The 23,455-nt window shown below is 62.4% G+C and carries 24 protein-coding genes; 18 read left to right on the plus strand and 6 right to left on the minus strand.

All coding sequences use genetic code 11. The annotated features are described in order from the left end of the window. The 11 genes from ACE3TY_RS17035 to ACE3TY_RS17085 form a co-directional block, all read left to right on the plus strand. A partial coding sequence (locus tag ACE3TY_RS17035) for a (d)CMP kinase (protein WP_374655148.1) occupies positions 1-183 on the plus strand: 183 nt, incomplete at its 5' end. A gap of 111 nt (positions 184-294) precedes the next feature. Then, entirely contained in the window at positions 295-2,031 is a 1,737-nt protein-coding gene (gene rpsA / locus ACE3TY_RS17040; RefSeq protein ID WP_374655150.1) for a 30S ribosomal protein S1, read from the plus strand. A gap of 268 nt (positions 2,032-2,299) precedes the next feature. Next, positions 2,300-2,671 carry an integration host factor subunit beta gene (gene ihfB, locus ACE3TY_RS17045; protein ID WP_374655152.1) on the plus strand — a complete coding sequence of 124 codons (372 nt, stop codon included), beginning with the start codon at positions 2,300-2,302 and terminating at the stop codon, positions 2,669-2,671. 85 nt (positions 2,672-2,756) lie between these two features. Beyond that, positions 2,757-3,104 carry a lipopolysaccharide assembly LapA domain-containing protein gene (locus ACE3TY_RS17050; protein WP_374655154.1) on the plus strand — a complete coding sequence of 116 codons (348 nt, stop codon included), beginning with the start codon at positions 2,757-2,759 and terminating at the stop codon, positions 3,102-3,104. An 8-nt stretch (positions 3,105-3,112) separates the two neighbouring features. Then, positions 3,113-4,564 (plus strand): UbiA family prenyltransferase, encoded by a 1,452-nt coding sequence (locus ACE3TY_RS17055; RefSeq protein WP_374655156.1) that lies wholly within the window; start codon positions 3,113-3,115, stop codon positions 4,562-4,564. Beyond that, positions 4,561-5,892, plus strand: coding sequence for an FAD-dependent oxidoreductase (locus tag ACE3TY_RS17060; RefSeq protein ID WP_374655158.1), 1,332 nt, complete (start codon positions 4,561-4,563; stop codon positions 5,890-5,892). The genes ACE3TY_RS17055 and ACE3TY_RS17060 overlap by 4 nt, the downstream gene beginning before the upstream one ends. Next, complete coding sequence (locus ACE3TY_RS17065; RefSeq protein WP_374655160.1) at positions 5,889-6,644, plus strand: SDR family NAD(P)-dependent oxidoreductase; 756 nt, start codon at positions 5,889-5,891, stop codon at positions 6,642-6,644. The genes ACE3TY_RS17060 and ACE3TY_RS17065 overlap by 4 nt, the downstream gene beginning before the upstream one ends. Next, the gene (locus ACE3TY_RS17070) at positions 6,644-7,573 is read left to right on the plus strand and encodes an NAD-dependent epimerase/dehydratase family protein (RefSeq protein WP_374655162.1); all 930 of its coding nucleotides are present in this window, start codon (positions 6,644-6,646) and stop codon (positions 7,571-7,573) included. Before ACE3TY_RS17065 ends, ACE3TY_RS17070 begins: the two co-directional genes overlap by 1 nt. A gap of 9 nt (positions 7,574-7,582) precedes the next feature. Continuing rightward, positions 7,583-8,866: an NAD(P)/FAD-dependent oxidoreductase gene (locus tag ACE3TY_RS17075; RefSeq protein ID WP_374655164.1), complete on the plus strand. Its 1,284-nt coding sequence runs from the start codon at positions 7,583-7,585 to the stop codon at positions 8,864-8,866. Further along, positions 8,863-9,321: a GtrA family protein gene (locus ACE3TY_RS17080; RefSeq protein ID WP_374655166.1), complete on the plus strand. Its 459-nt coding sequence runs from the start codon at positions 8,863-8,865 to the stop codon at positions 9,319-9,321. Before ACE3TY_RS17075 ends, ACE3TY_RS17080 begins: the two co-directional genes overlap by 4 nt. A 21-nt stretch (positions 9,322-9,342) precedes the next feature. Further along, positions 9,343-10,908, plus strand: a complete 1,566-nt coding sequence (locus ACE3TY_RS17085) for a hypothetical protein (RefSeq protein WP_374655168.1) — start codon at positions 9,343-9,345, stop codon at positions 10,906-10,908. On the opposite strand, the gene ACE3TY_RS17090 is transcribed toward ACE3TY_RS17085, so the two are convergent. The 5 genes from ACE3TY_RS17090 to ACE3TY_RS17110 form a co-directional block, all read right to left on the minus strand. Further along, positions 10,843-12,003, minus strand: a complete 1,161-nt coding sequence (locus tag ACE3TY_RS17090) for a glycosyltransferase family 87 protein (RefSeq protein ID WP_374655170.1) — start codon at positions 12,001-12,003, stop codon at positions 10,843-10,845. The two genes, ACE3TY_RS17085 and ACE3TY_RS17090, sit on opposite strands and share 66 nt — an antisense overlap. Before the next feature lie 20 nt (positions 12,004-12,023). After that, the gene (locus ACE3TY_RS17095; protein ID WP_374655172.1) at positions 12,024-13,190 is read right to left on the minus strand and encodes a glycosyltransferase family 87 protein; all 1,167 of its coding nucleotides are present in this window, start codon (positions 13,188-13,190) and stop codon (positions 12,024-12,026) included. Further along, a complete protein-coding gene (locus ACE3TY_RS17100; protein ID WP_374655174.1) occupies positions 13,187-13,573 on the minus strand; it encodes a GtrA family protein in 387 nt (128 codons plus the stop codon). The genes ACE3TY_RS17095 and ACE3TY_RS17100 overlap by 4 nt, the downstream gene beginning before the upstream one ends. Before the next feature lie 24 nt (positions 13,574-13,597). Next, a complete protein-coding gene (locus ACE3TY_RS17105) occupies positions 13,598-14,551 on the minus strand; it encodes a glycosyltransferase family 2 protein (protein ID WP_374655176.1) in 954 nt (317 codons plus the stop codon). Between the two features lie 75 nt (positions 14,552-14,626). After that, a complete protein-coding gene (locus ACE3TY_RS17110; RefSeq protein WP_374655178.1) occupies positions 14,627-15,814 on the minus strand; it encodes an ROK family protein in 1,188 nt (395 codons plus the stop codon). Between the two features lie 271 nt (positions 15,815-16,085). Here ACE3TY_RS17110 and xylF point away from each other — a divergent pair, with 271 nt between their 5' ends. The 3 genes from xylF to ACE3TY_RS17125 all read left to right on the plus strand — a co-directional run bounded on the left by xylF (position 16,086) and on the right by ACE3TY_RS17125 (position 19,285). Then, positions 16,086-17,150: a D-xylose ABC transporter substrate-binding protein gene (gene xylF / locus ACE3TY_RS17115; RefSeq protein ID WP_374655180.1), complete on the plus strand. Its 1,065-nt coding sequence runs from the start codon at positions 16,086-16,088 to the stop codon at positions 17,148-17,150. 105 nt (positions 17,151-17,255) lie between these two features. Continuing rightward, a complete protein-coding gene (locus ACE3TY_RS17120; RefSeq protein ID WP_374655182.1) occupies positions 17,256-18,521 on the plus strand; it encodes a sugar ABC transporter permease in 1,266 nt (421 codons plus the stop codon). A 14-nt stretch (positions 18,522-18,535) separates the two neighbouring features. Continuing rightward, entirely contained in the window at positions 18,536-19,285 is a 750-nt protein-coding gene (locus ACE3TY_RS17125) for an ATP-binding cassette domain-containing protein (protein ID WP_374655184.1), read from the plus strand. On the opposite strand, the gene ACE3TY_RS17130 is transcribed toward ACE3TY_RS17125, so the two are convergent. Next, a complete protein-coding gene (locus ACE3TY_RS17130; RefSeq protein ID WP_374655186.1) occupies positions 19,282-20,394 on the minus strand; it encodes a Fic family protein in 1,113 nt (370 codons plus the stop codon). The two genes, ACE3TY_RS17125 and ACE3TY_RS17130, sit on opposite strands and share 4 nt — an antisense overlap. Before the next feature lie 261 nt (positions 20,395-20,655). Between ACE3TY_RS17130 and ffh the strand changes: the two genes are divergently transcribed. The 4 genes from ffh to rimM are packed head-to-tail and all read left to right on the plus strand — an operon-like array spanning position 20,656 to position 23,451. Beyond that, positions 20,656-22,053, plus strand: coding sequence for a signal recognition particle protein (gene ffh, locus ACE3TY_RS17135; protein WP_374655188.1), 1,398 nt, complete (start codon positions 20,656-20,658; stop codon positions 22,051-22,053). Further along, on the plus strand, positions 22,050-22,454 hold the full coding sequence (locus tag ACE3TY_RS17140; protein ID WP_374655190.1) for a VOC family protein: 405 nt from the start codon (positions 22,050-22,052) through the stop codon (positions 22,452-22,454). Before ffh ends, ACE3TY_RS17140 begins: the two co-directional genes overlap by 4 nt. A gap of 42 nt (positions 22,455-22,496) precedes the next feature. Continuing rightward, positions 22,497-22,868 (plus strand): 30S ribosomal protein S16, encoded by a 372-nt coding sequence (gene rpsP / locus ACE3TY_RS17145; protein WP_374655192.1) that lies wholly within the window; start codon positions 22,497-22,499, stop codon positions 22,866-22,868. Between the two features lie 43 nt (positions 22,869-22,911). Next, positions 22,912-23,451: a ribosome maturation factor RimM gene (gene rimM, locus ACE3TY_RS17150; protein WP_374655194.1), complete on the plus strand. Its 540-nt coding sequence runs from the start codon at positions 22,912-22,914 to the stop codon at positions 23,449-23,451. The last annotated feature ends 4 nt before the right edge of the window (positions 23,452-23,455 follow it).

Consider the following 23,455-nt stretch of genomic DNA (forward strand, 5'->3'; position numbering starts at 1 on the left):
GAAGAAGCTATATACGCCCGGGTTTTAGAGGATATCAGGGCCCGCGACGCCCGCGATGCAGCGCGCGCCGATGCCCCGATGAAGCCGGCCGATGACGCCGTCCACCTCGACACCTCGGATCTCGATATCGATCAGGTCTTCGCGAAAGCCAAAGCGATCGTGGAGGAGCGCCTCAAGCTCTGACGGCTTTTGGGCGCGGATCCTCGGGTTTCGTGTTTTTCAACTGCGTGACCACCAGACCGCCGGAGACAACCGGCTGGCCGGAAAAATGACGATGAAAGGAACTACTCTCTAATGGCTAAATCCGCTGCGGCCCGCGTTGCCGCCCATGACATTCCCGCTGCCAAGGAAAACTTCGCAGCCCTCCTCGAAGAATCGCTGGGCTTTGCCCAGGGTCTCGAGGGTTCGGTGCTTTCGGGCACCGTCGTCGCCATCGACGGCGAATTCGCCCTGGTCGATGTCGGCCTGAAATCCGAAGGCCGCGTGGCCCTGCGTGAGTTCGGCGGCCCGGCCGGCAAGGCCGAGATCAAGATCGGCGATGTGGTCGAAGTCTATCTCGAGCGCATGGAAGACAAGAACGGCGAGGCGATGCTGAGCCGTGAGAAGGCCAAGCGCGAAGAAGCGTGGACCGCCCTCGAAAAGCAGTTCAAGGACAATCAGCGCGTCACCGGCGTGATCTTCGGCCGCGTGAAGGGCGGCTTCACGGTCGACCTCTCCGGCGCCGTCGCGTTCCTGCCCGGCAGCCAGGTCGATATCCGCCCGGTGCGCGATGTGGGCCCCCTGATGGGCACGCCGCAGCCGTTCCAGATTTTGAAGATGGACCGTGCGCGCGGCAACATCGTTGTTTCCCGCCGTGCCGTGCTCGAAGAGAGCCGCGCGGAAGCCCGCAGCGAACTGGTGGCCAACCTCAAGGAAGGCCAGGTTCTGCAGGGTGTGGTGAAGAACATCACCGATTACGGTGCGTTCGTTGATTTGGGCGGCGTCGATGGTCTGCTGCACGTCACCGACATCGCGTGGCGCCGCATCAACCATCCGTCGGAAGCGCTCCACATCGGCCAGAACGTCAACGTTCAGGTCGTGCGCTTCAATCCGGAAACCCAGCGCATCAGCCTCGGCATGAAGCAGCTCGAGGCGGATCCCTGGGAAGGCGTTGCCGCGAAGTATCCGGTCGGTGCGAAGCTCAAGGGCCGCGTTACCAACATCACCGATTACGGCGCGTTCGTCGAACTGGAGCCCGGCATCGAAGGCCTGGTCCACGTCTCCGAAATGAGCTGGACCAAGAAGAACGTGCATCCGGGCAAGATCGTCTCGACCAGCCAGGAAGTCGAAGTGATGGTGCTCGACGTGGATCCCACGAAGCGCCGCATCAGCCTCGGGCTGAAGCAGTGCATGGACAATCCGTGGTCGTCCTTCATCGACAAGCATCCGGTCGGTTCCGAGCTCGAAGGCGAGATCAAGAACATCACCGAATTCGGTCTGTTCGTGGGTCTCCCGGGCGAGATCGACGGCATGGTCCACCTGTCGGACCTCGATTGGGATCGTGCCGGCGAGGAAGCCGTGCAGGATTACAAGAAGGGCCAGATGGTCAAGGTGAAGCTCCTCGACGTCGATGTCGAGAAGGAGCGCATCAGCCTGGGCATCAAGCAGCTGAAGAAGGACACCTTCGCCGAATCCGCCGGCACGATGAAGAAGGGCGATGTCGTCACCTGCACCGTCACGGCGGTGACCGATGGCGGTCTCGAAGTGACCGTCGGCGACGGCATCCCGGGCTTCATCAAGAAGGCGGACCTCTCGCGTGAACGCGCCGAGCAGCGCCCCGACCGTTTCGCGGTCGGCGAAAAGGTCGATGCGAAGATCGCCCAGATCGACGCCAAGACCCGCAAGCTCACGCTCTCCATCAAGGCGCGCGAGATGGAAGAGGACAAGCAGGCGATGGCCGAATTCGGCTCGTCCGATTCGGGCGCCAGCCTCGGCGACATCCTTGGCGCCGCCTTGAGCAAGGCCAAGAAGAAGAAGGGCGACGACGAATAACTCAAGTTTGAGTAATTTTGTTGCGCATTTGATGCTCTAAAGGCGTCAAAACAGGTCAAGACGGGCCGGAAAGGGCGACCTTTCCGGCCCGTTACCGTTCCGGAATTAGGTCTCCGCCAAAAAACATAGACAAATGAGCGGCTTATCCTTGACGAGGCCGATTTTTCCCGGCACGCTTCCCTCCACAATATGGGCAGGGGATGCGCCCATGGTCCTGATGATCAAGGAAAATGAGCGTTCGGGCCGCGGGCGGATGGGGACCTAACAGATGACCAAATCGGAATTGATTCTGCGCATCGGCGAACTCAATCCGCATCTCTATCACCGGGATGTGGAACGGATCGTCACGGCCATTTTCGAAGAGATCACCAATGCGCTGGCGCGTTCGGATCGCGTTGAGTTGCGGGGCTTCGGCGCTTTTTCGGTAAAGCAGCGCGATGCCCGCAAAGGGCGCAATCCCAGGACCGGTGAAACCGTTGCGGTGGATGAGAAGGTGGTCCCCTTCTTCAAGACCGGCAAGGAATTGCGCGACCGCCTCAATGCCCGCAGTGACGGTCCGGCGAAGCCCGCCGGCGGCGAGACCGCGGCCGCCCCCGCCCCGGCTGCTGGCCAGCCGGTCAAGGAACCCGGCAGCAACTGAGCGGCCCCCCGCTGCTTTGGGTGACGCATGGCGCTTGCCGCCATAACCACGTCATGACGTGGTCATCGAAGGGAAGCATTCGCCCATGAACCGACTCGCCTGGATCGTCACATTGCCGGTGGCCCTGCTGGTGATTCTGTTCGCCCTGATGAACCGGCAGGAAGTCTCCTTGAGCCTGTGGCCGCTGCCATGGGATATCAGCGCGCCGCTGTTCATGTTCACGCTGGGCGCCATCGTCTTCGGCTTCCTGTTCGGCTCTCTCGCCACCTGGCTCTCGGGCGGCCATACGCGCCAGCAATTGCGCGCGGCGCGGCGCGAACTGGCGCAAGCGCGCGACGAGGCGGCGATGACGCGGCATCAATCGGCGCCAGGAGCAGGGCAGGCCATCGCTCATCGCCCGCCACAGGCCTTGCCGTCGGCACCGGAATCCTGAGGCACCGCGTGGGCCCGGACAATTTCGAGAGCGAACCGGTCGGCACCCACTCCCTCAATTCCTCCCCGGGCGGCGTGACGCCCGCGGACCGTCCGATTCTGATCGCGGCCTGCGGCACGATCTTTCCGACCGACATCGCTCACGAGCGTCTGATCGAGGGCGCGCTGCATCAGACGGCTGCTCTATGGCGCGCGTTCGTCACCGCCTCCGGCAGGCGCCGCTCCTTGACGGATGCGATGGCGGAAGAGATCGCGCTGGCGCCGCAGGGTCTGCCGGTTGCCGCCGAACTGGTGGAATGGCTCAAGGCGCAGCATGCGGCCGGCCGGCCCTTGTTCCTGTTACCGGATTCCGCCGCCGGTCTTGCCCATCAAGGCCCCCTTGCCGGTATTGCCGGGCTGCTGTCGCCCGACGACGCCTTGCCGGCGTCAATCGATACACGCTGGCGGGGCGGTTTCACCTTCGTCGGCGATCGGCGCCAACACCCCGCAATCGCTTCCGCGGCCGCCGCGCATGTCACGGTATCGGCGCGCGCTGACGGTGGCATGCAGGGGGCACGGATCGAAGCCGATTTCAGCCGCGCGGCCGCGTCGCTGTCCGACTGGCTGCGCGCGGTCAGGCCGCACCACTGGGCCAAGAATTTGATGATATTCATTCCGTTCCTGCTCGATCGCGGCTGGACCGATGCCGACGATCTGGTCCGCATGCCGCTTGGCTTCGCGGTGCTGATACTCGTCGTCTCGGCAACCTATCTGTTCAACGATCTCAGCGATGTCGGAGCCGATCGCCGGCACTGGTCGAAGCATCGGCGGCCGATCGCGCGGGGTGCCATACCGATCGCGCATGCGGCCGCGGCCACGGCGGGCGGACTCGCCATCGGACTTTTCCTCGGCTGGCTCCTGTCGCCGGCTTTTGCTGGTTTCCTTCTGCTCTATGTTGCCTTGACCGTCCTTTACAGTGTCTATCTGAAGACGATCCCGCTGCTCGACGCATTGGTGATCGCCATGCTGTTCACCAGCAGGCTGACGATGGGAATTGCGCTCACCGGCGACCGTTTTTCGGAATGGCTGCTGACCTTCGCCATGTTCTTCTTCTTCGACCTGGCGCTTGCCAAGCGGCACGCCGAGCTGCTGCGTTCCCAGGAACATGCGAACGCCCTATCGCGACGCGGCTACGTTGCCGAGGATGCGGCACTGACGCTCGTGGTCGGTGTCGGTTCGGGCATCGCCGCCCTGGTCATCATGATCGTGTTCCTGGTGCTGGATGCGTTTCAGCGCAACACGTTCCTGCACCCGAACTGGCTTTGGGCGATTCCGCTATTGCTCGCCATCTGGCTCGGCCGCATCTGGATTCTCGCCCATCGCGGCGCGATGCCGGACGATCCCATCACGTTTGCGCTGCGCGACCGCTCCAGCCTGTCGCTGGGCGTGTTCGTCGCGGTTTCGTTCCTGCTGGCCCTATGACAGCATTCAGCGAAACGGATTCCGTCCGCTCCTGGGGGCGTGTCACGCGGCCGCGGCATCGCGTGGCATATGCATCCTGGCTGGACGATGTGCCGGATCTCATCGCCCAGGCGGCGGCGAATGACAGTCTGCTGACGGTCGGCTGCCGGCGCTCCTATGGCGACAGCTGCCTCAATCCGGGCGGCTGTCTCCTCGACCTCACGCGCTGCGATCGCCTGATAGGCTTCGACGCGACCGGTGGGATACTGAAAGCCGAGGCCGGAATCTCGTTGGACGCGCTGCTGCGCTTTTCCGTGCCGCGCGGGTTCGTCGTTCCTGTCATGCCGGGCACGCGCCATGTGACCCTTGGCGGCATGATCGCCAACGATGTGCACGGCAAGAACCACCATGGCAGTGGAACCATCGGGCGCTGGGTACGGGCGCTCGAACTCCGGCGCTCCGACGGTTCGACCCATCTCGTCTCCTCCGAACGGAACGCCGGCCTGTTTGCGGCAACGATCGGCGGGCTTGGCCTTACCGGCACGATCACCTGGGCGGAAATCGAGCTGCGCCAGATCGACAGCGCGTGGCTGGAGGTCGAGCGCATACCCTTCGAGACGCTGGACGGCTTCCATGCGCTCGCGGCCGAAAGCGCCGGGCCTTGGGAGCATACCGTTGCATGGGTCGATTGCCTGGCGGAAGGACCGGCTGTCGGGCGCGGTCTTTTCATGCGCGCGCGGCACGCATCGGATGGTGGATACGGTCTTGCCCACGGGTCCTTGCCGATGCGCCTGCCGATCGACCTGCCGGCGCATCTCCTCAACCGGTATAGCCTTCGCCTGTTCAACGCGGCCTACATGGCGGCCGGGCGATGGGGCCGCCGCCGCTATCGGCAGAATCTGCTGCCCTTCTTCTTCCCCCTCGATGCGGTGCAGGACTGGAACCGGGGCTATGGCCGCGACGGCTTCTATCAATATCAATGCGTCCTGCCGCCGGAATCGGCCGAAGCGGCGGCGCGCGCGCTGCTGAAGAAGATATCGGGCGCGGGCACGGGATCCTTTCTGGCGGTCCTCAAGACCTTCGGTGCCCTGGCCTCGCCGGGCATGCTCTCCTTTCCACGGCCGGGCACGACATTGGCTCTCGACTTTCCCAACCGCGGCGATGCGACATCTGCGTTGCTGGCTTCGCTCGACGCCATCGTGACCGAAGCCCGCGGCAGGCTCTACCCCGCCAAGGACGGCCGCATGCCGCCGGCCATGTTCAAGGACGGCTACGCACGGCTGGGGGAATTTGCCGCCTTCGTCGACCCCCATTACAGTTCCGGCTTCTGGCGCAGGGTAGGGCAATGAGGGAGAATGGAAAGGCCAAGTCGGTTCTCGTCGTCGGCGCGACCTCGGCGATCGCGGAGCATTTGGCGCGCATCTTCGCCACCGAGGGCGCCCATTTGCTTCTGGTGGCGCGGCATGCCGGCCGGCTGCAGGCCGTGGCCGACAATCTGCGGCTCCTTGGCGCCGCTGCCGTCGATTGCGAAATCGTCGCTGCCGCGGTGGATGCCGACGCGGCCTTCGCGCGGCTGGCGGCACATGTCCAAGGCACAATCGACTATGTATTCGTGGCCCAGGGCTATCTTGGCGATCAGGCCGAAGCCTTGACGAACGATCTGGAACTGGCAGAGATCCTGGAAGCCAATCTGTCTTCGGTCGTGCGCTGGATGGCGATTGCACGCCGCCAATTGCTGCACCAGGGACACGGCGCCCTCATCGTCTTCGGATCGGTCGCCGGCGATCGCGGCCGGCGCGCCAATTATGTCTATGGTGCCGCCAAGGCTGCGGTCGCCACATTGGCCGAAGGCATGGCGCATGAATTCGCCAATGCCGGACCCAGGTCCATCGTCGTCAAGATCGGGCCGACCGACACGCCGATGACCGCGTCCTTCGACAAGAAGGGGCCGCTTTGGGCACAGCCGCGGGCCGTCGCGGCTGCGATCCGGCGTGCGGCCGATGGCAGGCGGCCCGTGGTCTATGTGCCGGGCTTCTGGCGCTGGATCATGCTGGCGATCCGCATGCTGCCAACAGCCGTCTTCAACAGGCTGTCGATCTGATGGAGAAGATCGTCATCACGGGGGCCGCCGGCCTTGTCGGCCTCAATCTCGTTACGCGCCTCAAGAAACAGGCGGGACTTCGGCTCGTCGCGATCGACAAGCATGCGGCGAATGTCGCGATCCTGCGGCGCCTGCACCCCGATATCGAGGTGATCGAGGCCGATCTCAGCGAAGCCGGCGCGTGGCAAGCCGCTTTCGCGGGCAGCGATGCCGTCGTCATGTGCCATGCTCAGATCGGCGGCGTGAACAAGGCGGACTTTATCCGCAACAATGTCGTCGCCACCGGGCATGCGATCGCCGCGGCGCGGGCGGCCGGCATCCGCTATCTCGTCCATATCAGCTCGTCCGTCATCAATTCGCAGGCCGTCGATTTCTACACCGAGACGAAAAAGGAACAGGAAGAACTGGTCAGCCGCTGCGGCATTCCGTCGGTCGTTCTGCGGCCGACCTTGATGTTCGGCTGGTACGATCGGAAGCATCTGGGCTGGTTGCGCCGCTTCATGGCGCGCTCCCCCATCTTTCCCATTCCAGGCGATGGCGCCTATATCCGCCAGCCGCTCTATGTCGGCGATTTCGTGGCCATCATTCTCGCCTGCCTCGCCGGGCGCCGGCAGGGCAGTTTCGACATTTCCGGGCTAGAGCGCGTTTCCTACGTCGACCTTATCCGCCAGATCCGCGACGTGGTCGGGGCCCGTACGTGCATCGTGCACATTCCCTACCGGCTGTTCTGGTGGATGCTGCGAGTCCATGCGCTGTTCGATTCGGCGCCACCCTTCACCGTTCATCAGTTGGAGGCATTGATCATTCCCGAAGAATTTCCGGTCACCGACTGGCCGCGTCTCTTCGGCGTGACACCGACGCCGCTGCGCCAGGCCCTGGCCGAAACCTATCTCGACAGGGCCCATTCCGATATCGTGCTGGCTTTCTAGGGTGCGGTGATGGCGCGGGTCGTTGTTCTGGGCGCGGGCGTTATGGGACTGGCGGCAGCCTATCACGCGGCGAAGTACGGTCACCAGGTTACCGTGCTCGAAGCCGACAAGGTTGCCGGCGGCATGGCGGCGCATTTCGATCTAGACGGGCTGGATATAGAGCGCTTCTATCATTTCGTCTGCCGCACCGATCGGGCGACCTTCGCCTTGCTTGACGAGCTTGGTCTCGGCAATGCCGTGCAATGGCGTCCGACCAGCATGGGCTATTTCTACGACGGCCGGCTGCATGGCTGGGGTGATCCCTTGTCGCTGCTGCGCTTCCCGCATCTCAGCCTTGTTGCCAAGTTTCGCTATGGCCTGCACGCCTTCCTGTCCATGCGGCGGCGCCACTGGCGCGATCTCGACGATCAGAAGGCGGTCGACTGGCTGCGCCGATGGGTGGGCGACGAGGCCTATGACCGCGTGTGGCGCAAGCTGATGGAGCTGAAGTTTCACAGGTTCGCCGACAATGTCTCCGCGGCATGGATCTGGGCGCGGATCCGGCGCGCCGGCCAGTCGCGCCGCAATCTGTTCCAGGAGGAACTGGGCTATATCGAAGGTGGCTCGCAAACCCTCACAGACCGGCTCGTCCAACGCATCGTCGAACTGGGCGGCGTCATCCATCTGTCGACACCGGCGGAGCTCGTCGAGGTCGGCAACGGCGCGGTCAAAGGCGTTCGCACGGCGAGCGGATATTTCGCCGCCGATCGGGTTGTCTCGACGGTTCCGCTGCCTCTTATCCCGAACCTGATTCCAGATCTTCCGGCGCCGGCACTGGATGCCTATCGGAGAATTGCGAATATCGGCGCGATCTGCATCGTCCATAAACTGAGGCGCCGGCTGTCGCCGCACTTCTGGATCAATGTCAACGATGCCCGGATGGATGTGCCGGGCATGATCGAGTTCAGCAATTTGCGCAAGATGGAGCCGGCGCATGTCGTCTACATCCCCTATTATCTGCCGCTCGACCATCCATTGTTTACCCAGGCGGACGACGCTCTGATCGAACGGACGCGCGGCTATATGAAGCTGATCAATCCGGAACTGGCCGACGGCGATTTCCTGGCGGCACGGGTCGGGCGCTTGCGCTATGCGCAGCCGGTCTGCCCGCCCGGCTTCGCACGCACCCTGCCGCCGGTCAGGTCCCCGATCGACGGCCTGCAGATCGCCGACACGTCGAGCTATTATCCCGAAGATCGCGGCGTTTCCGAAAGCGTGCAAATGGGCCGGACGATGGCAGAGGACATCTCGTGACGTTGCTCGGCTGGATGCGCCGGCAATTCGTCAATCGCCAGTTCGGCCTGTTTCTGCTGGTCGGCGGAACGGCCGCCATGGCCAATTGGCTGGCGCGCCTGTGGCTTGCCGCCTATTTCAGTTTCGCCGCGGCCGTGGCGGTCGCCTATGTCGCCGGCGTCATCGTCGCCTTCATCCTCAACTGCATCTTTGTCTTTCCGAATTCGGTGCGGTCGCTCGGCCATCGCCTGTCCTTCTTCGTGGGCACCAATGCGCTGATGTTCCCGGTGGTCTGGACCGTCTCCACGATACTCGAGGCCATCGTCTTTCCCTTTATCGGCATCGTCCGCCATGCCGATGAGATCGCGCATGCCTGCGGCCTCGTTGCGCCTGTCCTGCTGTCGTTCCTCATTCATAAGTTCTTCACCTTTGGCGGGCGAAAACCAACGGAACCCAAGGAAACGATGCGTCGCTGAAATCGAAGAGAGTCAGATGCCATGAAGCAGAGCCATCCCGGCATAAGCCTGCCGATCTACAGACTTGTTCTGCTGTTGCTCTTCGCGGCGGGCTTGTTGTTCTACAATCTTATCCAGCTCCATCATGACGTCGCCTGGTATGTCTATTGCAACTTCCGCCAGCTGGAAGGCATTCGGCCTTATATCGATATTATCGAAGTCAGCCCGCCGATCACCTTCTATCTGACGTTGCTGCCGGTCGTCGTCTCTGCGGTCACGGGCCTGCCTGTGAAGTTCTGCGTAACATTCTTCGTTCTGGCGCTGTCGGCGATTTCCCTGCTACTGGCCATGTCTTTCGACAAGATGGCATCGCCCGGCGAACGGCGCTGGAAGACAATCGCCATTGCCGCCGTTATGCTGATTGTGCCGGTCGCCGTCTTCGGTCAGCGCGAGCATTTCGCCGTCATTCTGGGCCTGCCATATTTCTATGCCAGCGCCGCTCGGCTGCGCGGCATGGAGGTGAAGCCCGGCACCGCCATCATTGCGGGCCTCATGGCGGGCATCGGCCTTTCCATCAAGCACTATTTCCTGCTGGCGCCGTTGATGGTGGAAGCCTATCTCATCTTCGCTACCGGCAGTCTTCGCGTTCTTTTCCGTTGGGAGATCTACGCCGCCACCGCAGCCGGCCTGCTCTACGCTACCTTCGTGCTCTTGGTGCATCCGGAATATCTCTCCGTATCCGTGCCGCTGATCCTTGCCGCTTACAGCGCCTATACACTGCCTTTGTGGCTCGTCGCGGCCCAGCCAGCGGCGCTGCCGATGATACTAGGCATCGGCTTCTTTTTTCTTGCTCGTCGCTACATTGGACAGGTCGGAAGCGCGGACTTGTTGTTCGTCGCTGCATTGGCGTTCGCGGCCTGCTATTTCTGGCAAGGCAAGGGTTGGGCCTATCACGCGCTGCCCGCCAACCTGACATTGGCGATCGCGTCGGTCGAACTGGCAAGCCTCACTTTGGCTGATCGCGCCTCGGCCCGGAAAATATCGGTGCGCCAGCGATACACGCTGCCGCTGGCACCGCTGCTGCTGATCTTCCTGCAGACCGCGCAGTCCGGATATTATCGCAACCAGTTCGCCGAGGACGCGGTCGGATATGTGAAGCGTTATGCCGAAGGCGGCAATGTGTTCATGATGTCGTCGAACCTGTCGACGGGTTTTCCCCTGGTTCTCGATTCGGGTGCGCGCTGGGCGTCGCGATATGCCACGCAATGGCTGCTGCCGGAAATCCTGCGCGGCAGGCAGATGGAAGCGACATTGAACGAAAAGAGACGGACGGAGCTGGCATGGCTGGCCCGGATCGATTTCGATTCGACCGTGGAGGATTTCGAAAAGCTCCGACCGGCGCTGGTGTTCGTCGACCTCACCTATCAGGATCGCCCGACGCGCATATATAACGGCATCAGCGTCGATATGATCGCCTACTACATCCAGGACAGGCGCTTTGCCGAAATCTGGCAACAGTATGAGAAGGTCGATACGATCTCCTCATTCCTGTCCGACGAGAGCCGGCGCTTCGATGTCTGGGTTCGCCGATCGCCACAGCAACAATAGAAACAGCAAGCTTGTACTGACCGGCCCGAGCCAGGTGGGCACAAACAGCATCGATATGGGCGCGGTCCATGACAGGAGCAGCACGCCCCAGCTCCACCAGCGGCCACCCAGCATCGGTATCGCGAGGGCCATGGCCACGGCCAAGATCACCATGTCATAGCTCAGCACGTAAGGCGAGATCATGAAGGCCGCCACCATGGCGATGGCGGCTTTCATCCGTGGCGGGATATCTCGTCGCCATGCCAGCAATGTGCCCACGATGGCCGCCAAGGCGCTGAGCGCCTGCAGAAGCCAACCGGTCCAGGTCGGCATGCCGGCGAGGCGTGCTGTCATGAAGAAGCTGGGGGTCATGGCCTGAAACCGGCCTGTTCCGGACTGCATGAACGCAAGTTGCTGCGGGCCCGTTTTCTCAAGAAACAGCAGCCAGGCCTCGCTGCCGAAGATGAGGGCGCTGCCGATGACAAGCAGAGCCACCGTGGCGCCGGCGGCGATGAATGTCCGCCAATAGCCGCCGGCGATGAGCAGAAGCGGAACGATCAGGCCAAGCTGCGGCTTGTAGCTCAGCAGGCCGAACAGCATGCCGGCCAGAATGGGGCGCTTCTCCAGTACCAGCAACCCGCCACAGAGCAATGCCGCCGACAGAAAGCCGTTTTGCCCGGTCGAGATGTTGACGGCGCTCGCCGGTGCCAGCAGCAGAAGGCCGAGCCAGGCGGGTGTCAATTGCCGGCGCAGGAGAAATGCCAGCAACGCGATGGTCACGGCCAGCCACAGGACCAAGGCCCATCCATAGGGCAGAACACCCAGAGGCAGTAGATAAAACAGGGCGGATGGCGGATAGGGAAACGGCATGAAGGCCAGATTGGAGCCCATGATCTGATCGAGCGCTGTCTGGTAGGTCGCCGGATCGAACAATGTCAGCGCCTCACCGCGCCAGACCAGGGTCGATGCTGTCCAGAAAGAGGCGAAGTCACGGCCGAAGGTCTGTCCGCGTGACAGTGTTTCGTGAAGGAAGACGCCGCTGTCGATCCAGAGAAAAAGCAGCGAAAGAGCAGCCGTCGGCAGCAGGACGCGCAATGCCCCTGTCTTCCGGATCAATCCATGTCTGATCCGGTCGGTCATGACGAGGTCGGCCTTCCCGTCGGCAGCTCCGTACGCAACATCCAAGCCCGGTACAGAAGCATGAGGAAAGCAATCGTCATGAGGAATGGACCGAAGGGAATCTTGACCAGTTGCGCCAGAGCCGGTGTTACCCAAACCGCGGCGAAGACCAGACTCTCCCACCAGCGCGGCTTGAAAGTGGTAAGGGCAAGCAGGAGCGCGAGGCTCACCATCGGCATGTCATAGGTGAGGGCATAGGGAGATATGATGAATATCGCGATCAGCACCACAGCCACTTTCAGCGCATGCGGCACATTGGCCTGTCGATAGGCCCAGATGGCTCCCGCGGTTCCGCCAAGTGCTGCAGCAACCTGCAATGTCCAGGCCTGCCACAGGGCAAAGCCCGCCAGCCGCCCGAACATGAAATAGGTCGGCGACATTTCCTGGAACCTCCCGACCCAATATTGAGCGAGCTGCAATTGTTGCGGCCCGCTCCTGGTGAAATAGAGAAGCCAGGCTTCCTGTCCGAACAGAAGCAGGCTCGCAAGGACGAGAATAGACACGCACGCACTCGCCGACCAGAAGGCCCGCCAATGACCGCCCGCCATCAGTATGAGCGGCACGAGGACACCGAGCTGCGGCTTGTAGCTCATCAGGCCGAACAGCATGCCGGCCAGGATGGGGCGATGCGGCAATTGCATCAGCCCGCCGCAGAGAAGGGCCGCCGAAACGAACCCATTCTGTCCGGCGGCCATGTTGACGGCACTGGCTGGCCCCAGCAGGAATGCCAGGGCCGTCGCCCAGTGTCGCATCAAAGGGCGCCACAAGACAGCGGCGATCCCGAGAAGGCCAGCGGAAAGCCACAGAGCCAGGGCGACCAGGAAGGGGAACGCGGCGAGCGGCAGGAAGATCAACAGGCTATGCGGTGGATAGGGAAAGGGCAGATAGGGAAAGCTCTCGCCCATGATTTCAGCCAGGGCGGCGCGAAAGGCGTCCGGCTCGAACAGCAGCAAGGCCTCTCCGCGCCAGACCAGCGTCGAGGCGGTATAGAAGACGCCGAAATCCCGGTGCGCGCTGAACACGGGATCCCTGATCGTGTCCAGATAGAGGAACGAAAACACCGGTGCTATGGCCAATAAGAACAGCCATTTCACCGACATCATCCGGCGCCATCGGTCGATCATCGATAGGTCCAGAAATTGTGCAGCAGGAAGGTGAGAGGCGGAACGATTAGAACAACGCAGCCGATACCGATCCAGTAGGAAAGCCCCTGTTCAGCCGCCAGTCCGGAAACGGCAACGGTAACGCCAAGGCCAAGAATAGAAACAATGACGAAGCGTGCCAGACTACCGAGAGCGGGCTTGCGCGCGAAGCTCCAGAACGTATTCGACACATAGGACGCAAAGACCGCGATGGAGAAAGCGATGCCATTGGCCAAGGCCGGCGCTATGTCGACAAACTCAATCAAACCAGCAGCAATCAGCACATGTAGCAAGGTTACGAGTATGCCAGCAAACCCGAAGCGGAAAGCGCGACCCGCCAGATCGCGCAACGAGAATGTGTGCATCGTCTTTGTGTGCTCAGTGGTTGGTCAGGATTCTTCGTCTCGGTCGAAGCGGTGGCGGACAATGTAGGTCGGGCGCCGTTTCGTCTCCATGTAGATCCGCCCGATATATTCACCAAGAACGCCGATGCTTATCAGCTGCAGGCTGCCGATAAAGAGCACCGCGACGAGGAGCGACGCATAGCCGGGCACATCTATGCCCACGACCAGCGTGCGCATGACGATATATGCCGCATAAGCCCCGCTGGCCAAGGCCCCGATCAGGCCGATATAGGTCCAGATCTTGAGTGGCAAGGTCGTGAAGGAGGTGATCCCCTCCAGCGCGAAGTTCCACAGCTTCCAGCCGGAAAACTTGCTGCCGCCGCCCGCACGCGCGCGACGCTGATAGTCGAGCGTCACCGTCTTGAAGCCGACCCAGGCGAAAAGGCCCTTCATGAAGCGCTGCTGCTCGGTCAGCGATTTCAACGCATCGACGACGACCCGGTCCATCAGGCGGAAATCGCCGACATTCTCCGGTAGCTTGAGGTTCGAGAGCCGGTTATGGATGCGATAGAACCAGGCGGCGGTCCGCTGCTTCAGCACCGGATCGGCACGGCGGTCGCTACGCCGCGCCAGCACGACCTCGGCGCCCTTCCGCCAGGCCGCGATCATGTCGGGAATGAGTTCCGGCGGATCCTGCAGGTCGGCATCCATCGGAATGACGGCGTCGCCGCGCGCGTGGTCGATGCCGGCGGTGAGCGCCGCCTCCTTGCCGAAGTTGCGCGACAATTCGATCACCCGAAAGCGAGAATCCTGGCGCACTGTCGCCACCAGCCGCTCCAGCGTGTTGTCGCTGCTGCCGTCATCGACGCAGACGATTTCGAACGCGATTCCCGGAACATTATCCAGCAGGGGAAGAAGAGCCTCCCGGAAACGCTGAACATTCTCGCCTTCATTGAAGAAAGGCACCACGATCGAGACAGTTTTCGTCGAATCATTCATGAACCGGCAGCACCCCCTGGGCCGCCGGAATGTAGCAGATCGGCCCGATCAGCGCATCTCCCGCGCTGACGTCGCTCAGCCGCCGCGTGCGCCGTCCAGAACCTGCAGCACGATGCCGCGGATGGTGAGGTCGGCGGTCCAGGGATAGGGGCGGATTTCCGTGGGGGCGAGAAGCGTGTCGACCAGCGCTTCGTCGAGGGCGCGGCGCATTTCCGGCTCCATCTGGTCATAGCCGCGCACGCCGCTGCCGGTGATGAGGATCAACTCCGGGCCGATGAGGGCGATGAGATTGGAAAGTCCATAGCCCAGTGCCCGGCCCGCCTGCTGGAACAGCGAGGTCGCGACGGCATGTCCGCTGCGGGCGAGATCGACCAGCGCCTGCATCTGCTCGTCCGATGGATGCAGCGCGTCGGTATTGGGCAGATCCAGCATCGAGCGCGCGTCGCGGTAGAGCGCGTAATCGCCGACGAAGCTTTCGACGCAGCCCCGCCGCCCGCAATGGCAGAGCGGCCCGTCGATCTGGTACTTCGTGTGGCCGAACTCGGCACCGGCGCCGGAACTGGCCGAATGCAGCCGCCCGCCCAGGATCAGCCCCATGCCGACACCCGTGCCGAGCATGACGACGGCCAGATTCTCGACCGCCTGCAATTCCGCCCGGTGGCGGATGGAAAGGGCGATGCAATCGGCATCGTTCATCGCCGTCACCGGCAATTTGAAGCGCGCCGCCAGGGGGGCCGCGATATTGACATTGCGCACCGACAAAGCGGGCGACCAGACCAGGGTCTCGTTCTTGTGCACCAGACCCTGGACGGCCAATCCGATGCCCGTGAGCGGCCCGAAATCGGCCGGAACCTGCCCGATCGCGGTTTCGATCATCTCCCCCAGAACCCGGATGAGATCTTCGCCCGACAGTTCCAGCGTGTTGAGCGCTAGCGCCGCCACCTTGCCGATACCGCCGGCAAAGTCGCCCAGCGTTACCTCGATCCGATTGATGGAGAGTTTGACGGCGATCATGCAGGCGGCCGTCGGGGTCAGTTCGATCATCACCTTGGGCCGCCCGCGTCCGCGTCCCGCATCGCTGCCCGGCACTTCGCGGATCAGCCCCTCGCGCATCAACTCGCCGGTGATGCTGGAAACGCTGGCGGGCGACAGGCCCACGATGCTGCCCAGATCGACGCGCGCCAACGGACCGTGCAGCCGCACCGCCTGCAGGATGCGGTGCCGGTTCTGCGGTTGCGCGTGATCGAGATCGATCCTGTCCATCGAGGGCGGCGGTCCAATAAGCACATTGCCTCCAGGTGTTTTATTTTAACGAACGAAAGAAATCGAGCCAAAATCCGGTGCAAAACTACTTAATACGTCTGACAAATCTTGCTGCAGTTGCGAAAACGACAAAACTGCTTGACGCATGCGCGAGACACGGGTGATATTAATTTCAACGTTTGAAAATAATAGCTCAGGGCAAACCTGACATTACAGGCTCTTGGCACGACACCCAACGCTGACTGCTTTTATCTCTGGGAGGAGATTTCAGATGAAGAATTTTCTGGCGCGTCCCTTTGGACGGCGCGTTGCCCTTGCAATGCTCGGTGCCGGCTTGGCTGCCGGAACCACTCTCGCCACTGCCCAGGCGCAGGATCTGGTCGTGGGCGTCAGCTGGTCGAATTTCCAGGAAGAACGCTGGAAGACCGACGAAGCCGCCATCAAGGCCGTGCTCGACGCCGCGGGCGTCAAATACATCAGCGCCGATGCGCAGAGCAATCCGTCGAAACAGCTTTCCGACATCGAAAGCCTGATCAGCGGCGGCGCCAATGCGCTCATCGTGCTGGCGCAGGATTCGGCCTCGATCGGCCCGGCCATCACCGCCGCCAGCAATGCCGGCATTCCAGTGGTCGGCTATGACCGCCTTATTGAAGACGCGAATGCCTATTACCTCACCTTCGACAATAAGGAAGTAGGGCGCATGCAGGCCGCTTCCGTTTTTGCCGCGCAGCCCAAGGGCAATTACGTCTTCATCAAAGGTAACCAGGCCGATCCCAATGCCGACTTCCTGCATGAAGGCCAGCTCGAGGTGCTGAAGGCCGCCATCGACGCCGGCGACATCAAGGTGGTGGGCGAGCAGTATACCGAGAACTGGGAACCTGCCGTGGCCCAGCGCAACATGGAACAGATCCTTACCGCCAACGACAACAAGGTCGACGCGGTCGTGGCGTCGAATGACGGCACCGCGGGCGGCGTCATCGCGGCGCTGACCGCGCAAGGCCTCGCTGGCATCCCGGTCTCCGGCCAGGATGGCGACAAGGCGGCCCTCAACCGTGTCGCCCTGGGCACGCAGACAGTTTCCGTCTGGAAAGATGCGCGCGATCTCGGCAAGGCGGCGGCCACCATCGCCATCGATCTCGCCAAGGGCACCAAGCTTGCCGACGTGCCGGGCACCCAGAAATGGACCAGCCCGAAGGGTGTCGAGATGAACGCCACCTTCCTGAAGCCCGTGCCGATCACCAGGGACAATCTCGACACGGTCATCAAGGCCGGGTGGATCAGCAAGGAAGAGGCCTGCCAGGGCGCCGACGCCGCCAAAGTCCCGGCCTGCCAATAAGGCCCGCCTGCCAATAAAGTTTGAGCCTGCCTGTACCGTGGTTGGCAGAAACGCCAACCACGGTATTCTTTTTTCCGGCCCATCAAGATTTGAAGAAATGACGTCATGAATGCAGTGCGAGGTCTGTTTGCGCGGCTGGAGATCGACGAGCGCCTGCTCGGCATGATCCTCTGCCTCATCGGGATCTGGGTGGGATTTCACCTCCTCTCCGATGGGCGTTTCATCACGCCGCGCAATCTCTATAACCTCTCGCTGCAGACGACCTCGGTCGCCATCATGGCGATCGGCATGGTGCTGATCATCGTCATCCGCCAGATCGACCTTTCCGTGGGCTCGATGCTGGGCGTCACCGCCATGATCGTCGGCGTCATCCAGACCTTCTGGCTTCCCTCATTGCTGGGCGGCGGGCATCCGCTTATCTGGATCGTCGCGGCCCTTGCCGGCATCCTCATCGGCGCCACCCTTGGTGGAATCAATGGCCTGATGGTCGGCTATCTCGGTGTGCCTTCCTTCGTCGTGACCCTGGGCGGCCTCCTCATCTGGCGCGGCTGTGCCTGGTGGGTGACGCAAGGGCAGACCGTGGCGCCGCTCGACGAGACATTCACGCTGCTGGGCGGCGGTGTCTACGGCACCATCGGTGCCGCGGCGAGCTGGATCGTGGCCCTTGTCGCCGCTGTCGCCATCGCCTTTGCGGCCCATCGCCGTCGGCGCCGGCATATCGCCTACGGATTTCCGGTGCGGCCGGCCTGGGCGGAAATCGCCGTCGTCGCCGTGCAATGCCTGTTGCCCATCGGCTTTGCCGCCGTGCTCAACGCCTACGAAATGCCGGCTGTCGCCGCCAAGAAACTTGCCGAGATGAAGGGCTGGGAAATCCCGGAGGGCGGCCTGCACATCTTCATGGGCATCCCCATTCCCGTCCTCATCCTGGTGGCGCTCGCCGTTTCCGTCTCATTGCTTCTCAACAAGACGCGCTTCGGCCGCTATGTCTTCGCCATGGGTGGCAATCTCGAAGCCGCCGAGCGCGCCGGCATCAACGTCAAGCGCATGACGGTCTGGGTCTTTGTCCTCATGGGGGCGCTGGTCGGCGTTTCCGCCATCGTCGCTTCGGCGCGTCTGCAATCGGCCGGCAATTCCATCGGCTCATTGGACGAATTGCGCGTCATCGCGGCAGCGGTCATCGGCGGCTGTTCCCTGGCCGGCGGGTCCGGGACCATCGCCGGTGCCATCCTCGGCGCCGTCGTCATCCAGTCGCTGCAAAGCGGCATGTCGCTGCTGGGCTATGACGCCAGCCTGCAGAACATCGTGACCGGCCTCGTCCTGATGGTGGCGGTCTATATCGACCGTCTCTATCAGCAGCGTCGACCGTCTTGAGAGGAGTGAGAGCCATGGCAACGCCCCTCGTTGAAATGCGCAACATCTCGATCAGCTTCGGGGGTGTCCGCGCCGTCGACGATGTCTCGATCGATCTATATCCCGGCGAAGTCGTGGGGCTGCTGGGCCATAACGGTGCCGGCAAATCGACCCTCATCAAGATCCTCTCCGGCGCCTACCAGGCCGATAAGGGCGAGATCCTGATCGACGGCAAGGTGGCTGACATCCGCTCCTCGCGCGATGCTCGCGACCACCGTATCGAGACGATCTATCAGAATCTCGCCTTGGCCGACAATCTCGACGCCTGCGCCAATCTTTTCCTGGGGAGAGAGATCACCGCGACCGGCCTCCTCGACGAACCGGCGATGGAAGCGGCGGCGAGGCAAGTGATCGGCCGCCTCAACCCCAATTTCAAGAAATATCACGCGCCGGTATCCGCACTTTCCGGCGGGCAGCGCCAATCGGTCGCCATCGCGCGTGCCGTATATTTCGAAGCCCGAATCCTCATCATGGACGAACCCACGGCGGCCTTGGGCGTCCAGGAAACCAAGATGGTGGCCGAGCTCATCCAGCAGCTCAAAAAAGAAGGTATCGGCATCTTCCTCATCAGCCACGACCTCCACGACGTCTTCGACCTCTCGGACCGCCTCTCCGTGATGAAGAACGGCAAACTGGTCGGCACCGTGCGGACTGAGGACGTCACCAAGGACGACGTGCTGGGGATGATCATTCTGGGGAAGCAGCCGGGGGCGGCAGCGGCCTAACGCGCCAGCATCGGCAGGTTCAGCCAATAGCGGGTGTGCCGCAGGGATCCGGTTTTCGTCAGTGCGCCTTTCTCGACCAGGTTCTGCAGGTCGCGTGTCGCGGTGGCGCGGGATGCCCTGGTGATGCCGATATAGTTTTCGGCGCTGAGGCCGCCCTTGAAACCGTCGATCCCTTCGCGGAACATGCGCGTGATCGCCTTTTCCTGCCGCGCATTCAGCCGGCCGCGATGGGCATCATAGAATCGGGCTTTGGCGATATGGAAGTCGATCCGCGCATGGGTGTTCTCCAGCGCCGTCAGGATCGTTTCGGCAAAATAGACCAGCCAATTGGTGATCTCGGTGCTGCGGTTGTTCCGGGCGAGGGCTGCATAATACTCCTTGCGCGCACGCTCGATGGTGAAGGCAAGGGCGATCAGGCTGGGCTGGCCCAGATTCTGCGCCAGCGACTTTTCGGCAAGTGCCCGGGCGATGCGTCCATTGCCATCCTCGAAGGGATGAATGCAGACGAAATAGAGATGGGCGATGCCGGCCCGCGCCAAAGACGGCAGCGGTGCCTTTCCTTGTGGCGCGGTATCCGTGAACCAGGCGATGAAGCCGGCCATTTCATCTTGCATGCGCGCCGATGGCGGTGCTTCGAAAAATACCGCCGGCTCGTGCAGGCGGTCAGAAACGACCTGCATCGGCTCGGGATGCGATCTGTATTCACCGATCGCCCTCAGGCGGCGATTCCCGTTCATCACCATGCTATGCCACGCGAACAAGGTCTCGTGCGTCAACGGATCGAGGCTGTGGCGATAGAGATCGGCCATCATCTCGGCAATGCCCTGCTCCCGAGGCGGAGCATGTCCGGTCGCGCCACCAAGACCGAATTGCTGGCGCAAGGAGAACTGGACGCTTTCCCGATTGAGAACCTCGCCTTCAATGGCGGATGTCTTCAGGGCTTCGTCGCTGATGAGTTCGATCCGGAAGGCGTCTCTATCTTCGGCGCCGACATGCTTGAAGGCGCCAATGAAGGCGCCGGCCCGCAGCAGGAATTGCTGTTCCAGATTGTCCAGCCGGGCCGAGTCATAGGTAAGCTGCGGCCAGCCGAGTTGCTGCCAGATCCACATGATGAGCTATAGAAATGTTGTCTATGGCTCACTATTATTCGTTTTTATGAGTTATAGCAACCTGAGCTATGCCTCATCCACCACATTGACTCATCCCCCCAAAAAGCCTAGTTTCCGGCCCGCTTTACCTTCTTTGGCAGAGCCTTTGGCCCCGAGGGGCCCCGCCCGTCTGCGAGTTTCGCACACGGGCGCGAATGCGTTTTGGGCTATTGGCTCGATGCTCAAGGCTTTGACAGACAAGGGATTTTTGACGGAACCGGCATGTTCGAGAAGCTAAGCGAAAGATTAGGCGGAGTCCTCGAGAAACTGACCAAGCGCGGTCAGCTGTCGGAGGCTGACGTCGACGAGGCCTTGCGCGAAGTGCGCGTGGCCCTGCTCGAAGCTGACGCCGCCCTTCCCGTCGTGAAGGATTTCATCACCTCGGTCCGCGCCGAGGCGGTGGGCGAGAAGGTCATCAAATCCGTCTCCCCCGGCCAGATGGTCATCAAGATCGTCCATGACGAGCTGGTGAACGTGCTGAAGTCGGCGGAAGGCGAGGTGCCCGGCCTCGACCTCAACCACCCGTCCCCCGTTCCCATCCTGATGCTGGGCCTGCAGGGTTCCGGCAAGACCACCTCGACCGCCAAGATCGCGCGCCGCTTTGCCGAGAAACAGGGCAAGAAGGTGCTGATGGCGTCGCTGGATACGCGCCGCCCGGCAGCCCAGCAGCAGCTGGCCATCCTTGGCGAGCAGACCGGCATCAAGACGCTGCCCATCGTTCCGGGCGAGCCGCCCGTCGCCATCGCCAAGCGCGCCATGAACATGGGCCGCCTCGAAGGCTACGACATCGTCATGCTCGACACCGCCGGCCGTCTCGCGATCGACGACGAGCTGATGGCGGAGGTGGCCGAGGTGCGCGATGCGGTGAAGCCGCATGAAAGCCTGCTGGTCGCCGACGCGATGACCGGCCAGGACGCGGTCAATACGGCCAAGCACTTCCAGGACAAGGTCGGCATCACCGGCATCATGCTGACCCGTATCGACGGCGATGCGCGCGGCGGTGCGGCGCTCTCGATGCGCGCTGTTACCGGCAAGCCGATCAAATTGCTGGGTACGGGCGAAAAGCTGGATGCGATCGAAGATTTCCACGCCGACCGCGTTGCTGGCCGCATTCTGGGCATGGGCGATATCGTCTCCCTCGTCGAAAAGGCGATGGAGGCCACCGAACAGGCGGAAGCCGAAAAGCTCGCCCTCAAGATGCAGAAGGGCCAGTTCGACTTGAACGACCTCGCCCAGCAGATGAAGCAGCTGCAGAAGATGGGTGGCCTTGGCGGCATCATCGGCATGCTGCCGGGCGTGGCCAAGATGCAGAAGCAGCTCGAAGGCAAGGTCGACGAAAAGATCGTCAAGCGCTCGCTCGCCATCATCTCGGCGATGACGCCCAAGGAACGCCGCGTTCCCGATATCATCAAGGCCTCGCGCAAGACCCGCATCGCCAAGGGTGCCGGTGTCCAGGTGCAGGATGTGAACAAGCTTCTGAAGCAGCACCAGGAAATGGCGCGCATGATGAAGCAGGTCTCGAAGATGGGCCAGAAGGGCCTGATGCGGCACGGCATGGCGGCCCTGATGAAGGGCGGCATGGGCGGTATGGGCGGCGGCGGTTTTGGAGGGATGCGATGATCGATCACGTCTCCATTGGTGTCAGTGACCTCAAGAAGGCGCGTGAGTTCTATGACGTCGTCTTCCTGGCGCTCTCTTATGTGCGTGTGCATGACGTCGAGATCCCGGGCCAGGGCATGGTCGCCCACGGTTATGGCGAGGCTGGCTCCCAGGCGCGCTTCTGGATCGGCGTCCCAGATAAGATCAACCCGGAAGCCAACCGCGCCGGCGGCAGCCATTTCGCCTTCGAGGCCAAGACGCGGCTGGAAGTCGATGCGTTCTATCTCGCGGCCATCCGCGGCGGTGCCAAGGACAATGGCGCCCCCGGCATCCGTGCCCATTACCACCCCAATTACTACGGCGCCTTCGCCTTCGATCCCGACGGGAACAAGATCGAAGCGTGCTGTCATCTGCCGGAATAACAACATTTACGAAGTTTCGAATCTGAAAGGAGAACTACCCTCATGTCGTTGAAGATCCGTCTCGCCCGTGGTGGCGCCAAGAAGCGTCCGTTCTATCGCATCGTCGTCGCGGAAAGCCGCTTCGCCCGCGATGGCCGCTTCGTGGAACGTATCGGTTCCTACAACCCGATGCTGACCAAGGAAGACCCGAACCGCGTGCTGATCGAAATCGAGCGCGCCAAGCATTGGCTCTCGAAGGGCGCCTTGCCGACCGAGCGCGTGCAGCATTTCTTCGCCAAGCTCGGCCTGATGGAAGCGCCCAAGCGTCACGAGCAGACCAAGCAGGACAAGCCGAAGGCGAAGGCCCAGGAACGCGCCAAGGCGAATGCCGAAGCCGCCGCCAAGGCCGCCGAAGCCCCGGCTGCCGAGGCCTAAGGAACAGGTCTCTTAAGTGGGAGAGAAGCCGGCAATGGTTCTGATGGGTGCAATCATCGGTGCGCATGGCATCAAGGGCGAGGTGAAGGTGAAGTCCTTCGCCGGCACGCCTGCTGCCATTGCGACCTATGGCGCCCTCGCGGATGCCAGGGGCCGGACCTTCGATCTCGCTCTGGTCGGCAAGGCAACGGCCGGCAAGGACACCCTCATCGCCCGCATCAAAGGCGTCGGCGATCGCAACGCAGCCGAGGCGCTGAAAGGCGTCGAGCTTTTCGTGGCGCGCGATCGCCTGCCGCAGATCGCGGATGAGGAGGAGTTCTATCTGGCGGACCTGATTGGCCTCAGCGCGGTGGATCAGCAGGGCACCAATCACGGCCGCGTCGCCGCAGTCGAGAATTACGGTGCCGGCGATGTGCTGTCGCTCGAAGGTGGGCCGAAAGGCGCCTTCGACGTGGCCTTCACCAAGGCGCTGGTGCCGACGGTCGATCTGGTGGCCAAGCGGATCGGGCTCGATCTGCCGGATGGTTTTTTCGACCGTCCGGAAGGCGAGCCTGAAACCGATACGCCGTCGCCTGTGAACTGACGGA

Origin of the sequence: Dongia sp. (genome assembly GCF_041918875.1) — a bacterium.
In the GTDB taxonomy this organism is placed as follows: domain Bacteria; phylum Pseudomonadota; class Alphaproteobacteria; order Dongiales; family Dongiaceae; genus Dongia.

What these genes read in the sequence shown, in the direction of transcription:
- rpsA (WP_374655150.1), top strand. Translation starts at nt 295, where the DNA reads ATGGCTAAATCCGCTGCGGCCCGCGTTGCCGCCCATGACATTCCCGCT.
- ihfB (WP_374655152.1), top strand. Translation starts at nt 2,300, where the DNA reads ATGACCAAATCGGAATTGATTCTGCGCATCGGCGAACTCAATCCGCAT.
- ACE3TY_RS17050 (WP_374655154.1), top strand. Translation starts at nt 2,757, where the DNA reads ATGAACCGACTCGCCTGGATCGTCACATTGCCGGTGGCCCTGCTGGTG.
- ACE3TY_RS17060 (WP_374655158.1), top strand. Translation starts at nt 4,561, where the DNA reads ATGACAGCATTCAGCGAAACGGATTCCGTCCGCTCCTGGGGGCGTGTC.
- ACE3TY_RS17065 (WP_374655160.1), top strand. Translation starts at nt 5,889, where the DNA reads ATGAGGGAGAATGGAAAGGCCAAGTCGGTTCTCGTCGTCGGCGCGACC.
- ACE3TY_RS17070 (WP_374655162.1), top strand. Translation starts at nt 6,644, where the DNA reads ATGGAGAAGATCGTCATCACGGGGGCCGCCGGCCTTGTCGGCCTCAAT.
- ACE3TY_RS17075 (WP_374655164.1), top strand. Translation starts at nt 7,583, where the DNA reads ATGGCGCGGGTCGTTGTTCTGGGCGCGGGCGTTATGGGACTGGCGGCA.
- ACE3TY_RS17085 (WP_374655168.1), top strand. Translation starts at nt 9,343, where the DNA reads ATGAAGCAGAGCCATCCCGGCATAAGCCTGCCGATCTACAGACTTGTT.
- ACE3TY_RS17095 (WP_374655172.1), bottom strand. Translation starts at nt 13,190, where the DNA reads ATGATCGACCGATGGCGCCGGATGATGTCGGTGAAATGGCTGTTCTTA.
- ACE3TY_RS17100 (WP_374655174.1), bottom strand. Translation starts at nt 13,573, where the DNA reads ATGCACACATTCTCGTTGCGCGATCTGGCGGGTCGCGCTTTCCGCTTC.
- ACE3TY_RS17105 (WP_374655176.1), bottom strand. Translation starts at nt 14,551, where the DNA reads ATGAATGATTCGACGAAAACTGTCTCGATCGTGGTGCCTTTCTTCAAT.
- ACE3TY_RS17110 (WP_374655178.1), bottom strand. Translation starts at nt 15,814, where the DNA reads ATGGACAGGATCGATCTCGATCACGCGCAACCGCAGAACCGGCACCGC.
- xylF (WP_374655180.1), top strand. Translation starts at nt 16,086, where the DNA reads ATGAAGAATTTTCTGGCGCGTCCCTTTGGACGGCGCGTTGCCCTTGCA.
- ACE3TY_RS17120 (WP_374655182.1), top strand. Translation starts at nt 17,256, where the DNA reads ATGAATGCAGTGCGAGGTCTGTTTGCGCGGCTGGAGATCGACGAGCGC.
- ACE3TY_RS17125 (WP_374655184.1), top strand. Translation starts at nt 18,536, where the DNA reads ATGGCAACGCCCCTCGTTGAAATGCGCAACATCTCGATCAGCTTCGGG.
- ACE3TY_RS17130 (WP_374655186.1), bottom strand. Translation starts at nt 20,394, where the DNA reads ATGTGGATCTGGCAGCAACTCGGCTGGCCGCAGCTTACCTATGACTCG.
- ffh (WP_374655188.1), top strand. Translation starts at nt 20,656, where the DNA reads ATGTTCGAGAAGCTAAGCGAAAGATTAGGCGGAGTCCTCGAGAAACTG.
- ACE3TY_RS17140 (WP_374655190.1), top strand. Translation starts at nt 22,050, where the DNA reads ATGATCGATCACGTCTCCATTGGTGTCAGTGACCTCAAGAAGGCGCGT.
- rpsP (WP_374655192.1), top strand. Translation starts at nt 22,497, where the DNA reads ATGTCGTTGAAGATCCGTCTCGCCCGTGGTGGCGCCAAGAAGCGTCCG.
- rimM (WP_374655194.1), top strand. Translation starts at nt 22,912, where the DNA reads ATGGGTGCAATCATCGGTGCGCATGGCATCAAGGGCGAGGTGAAGGTG.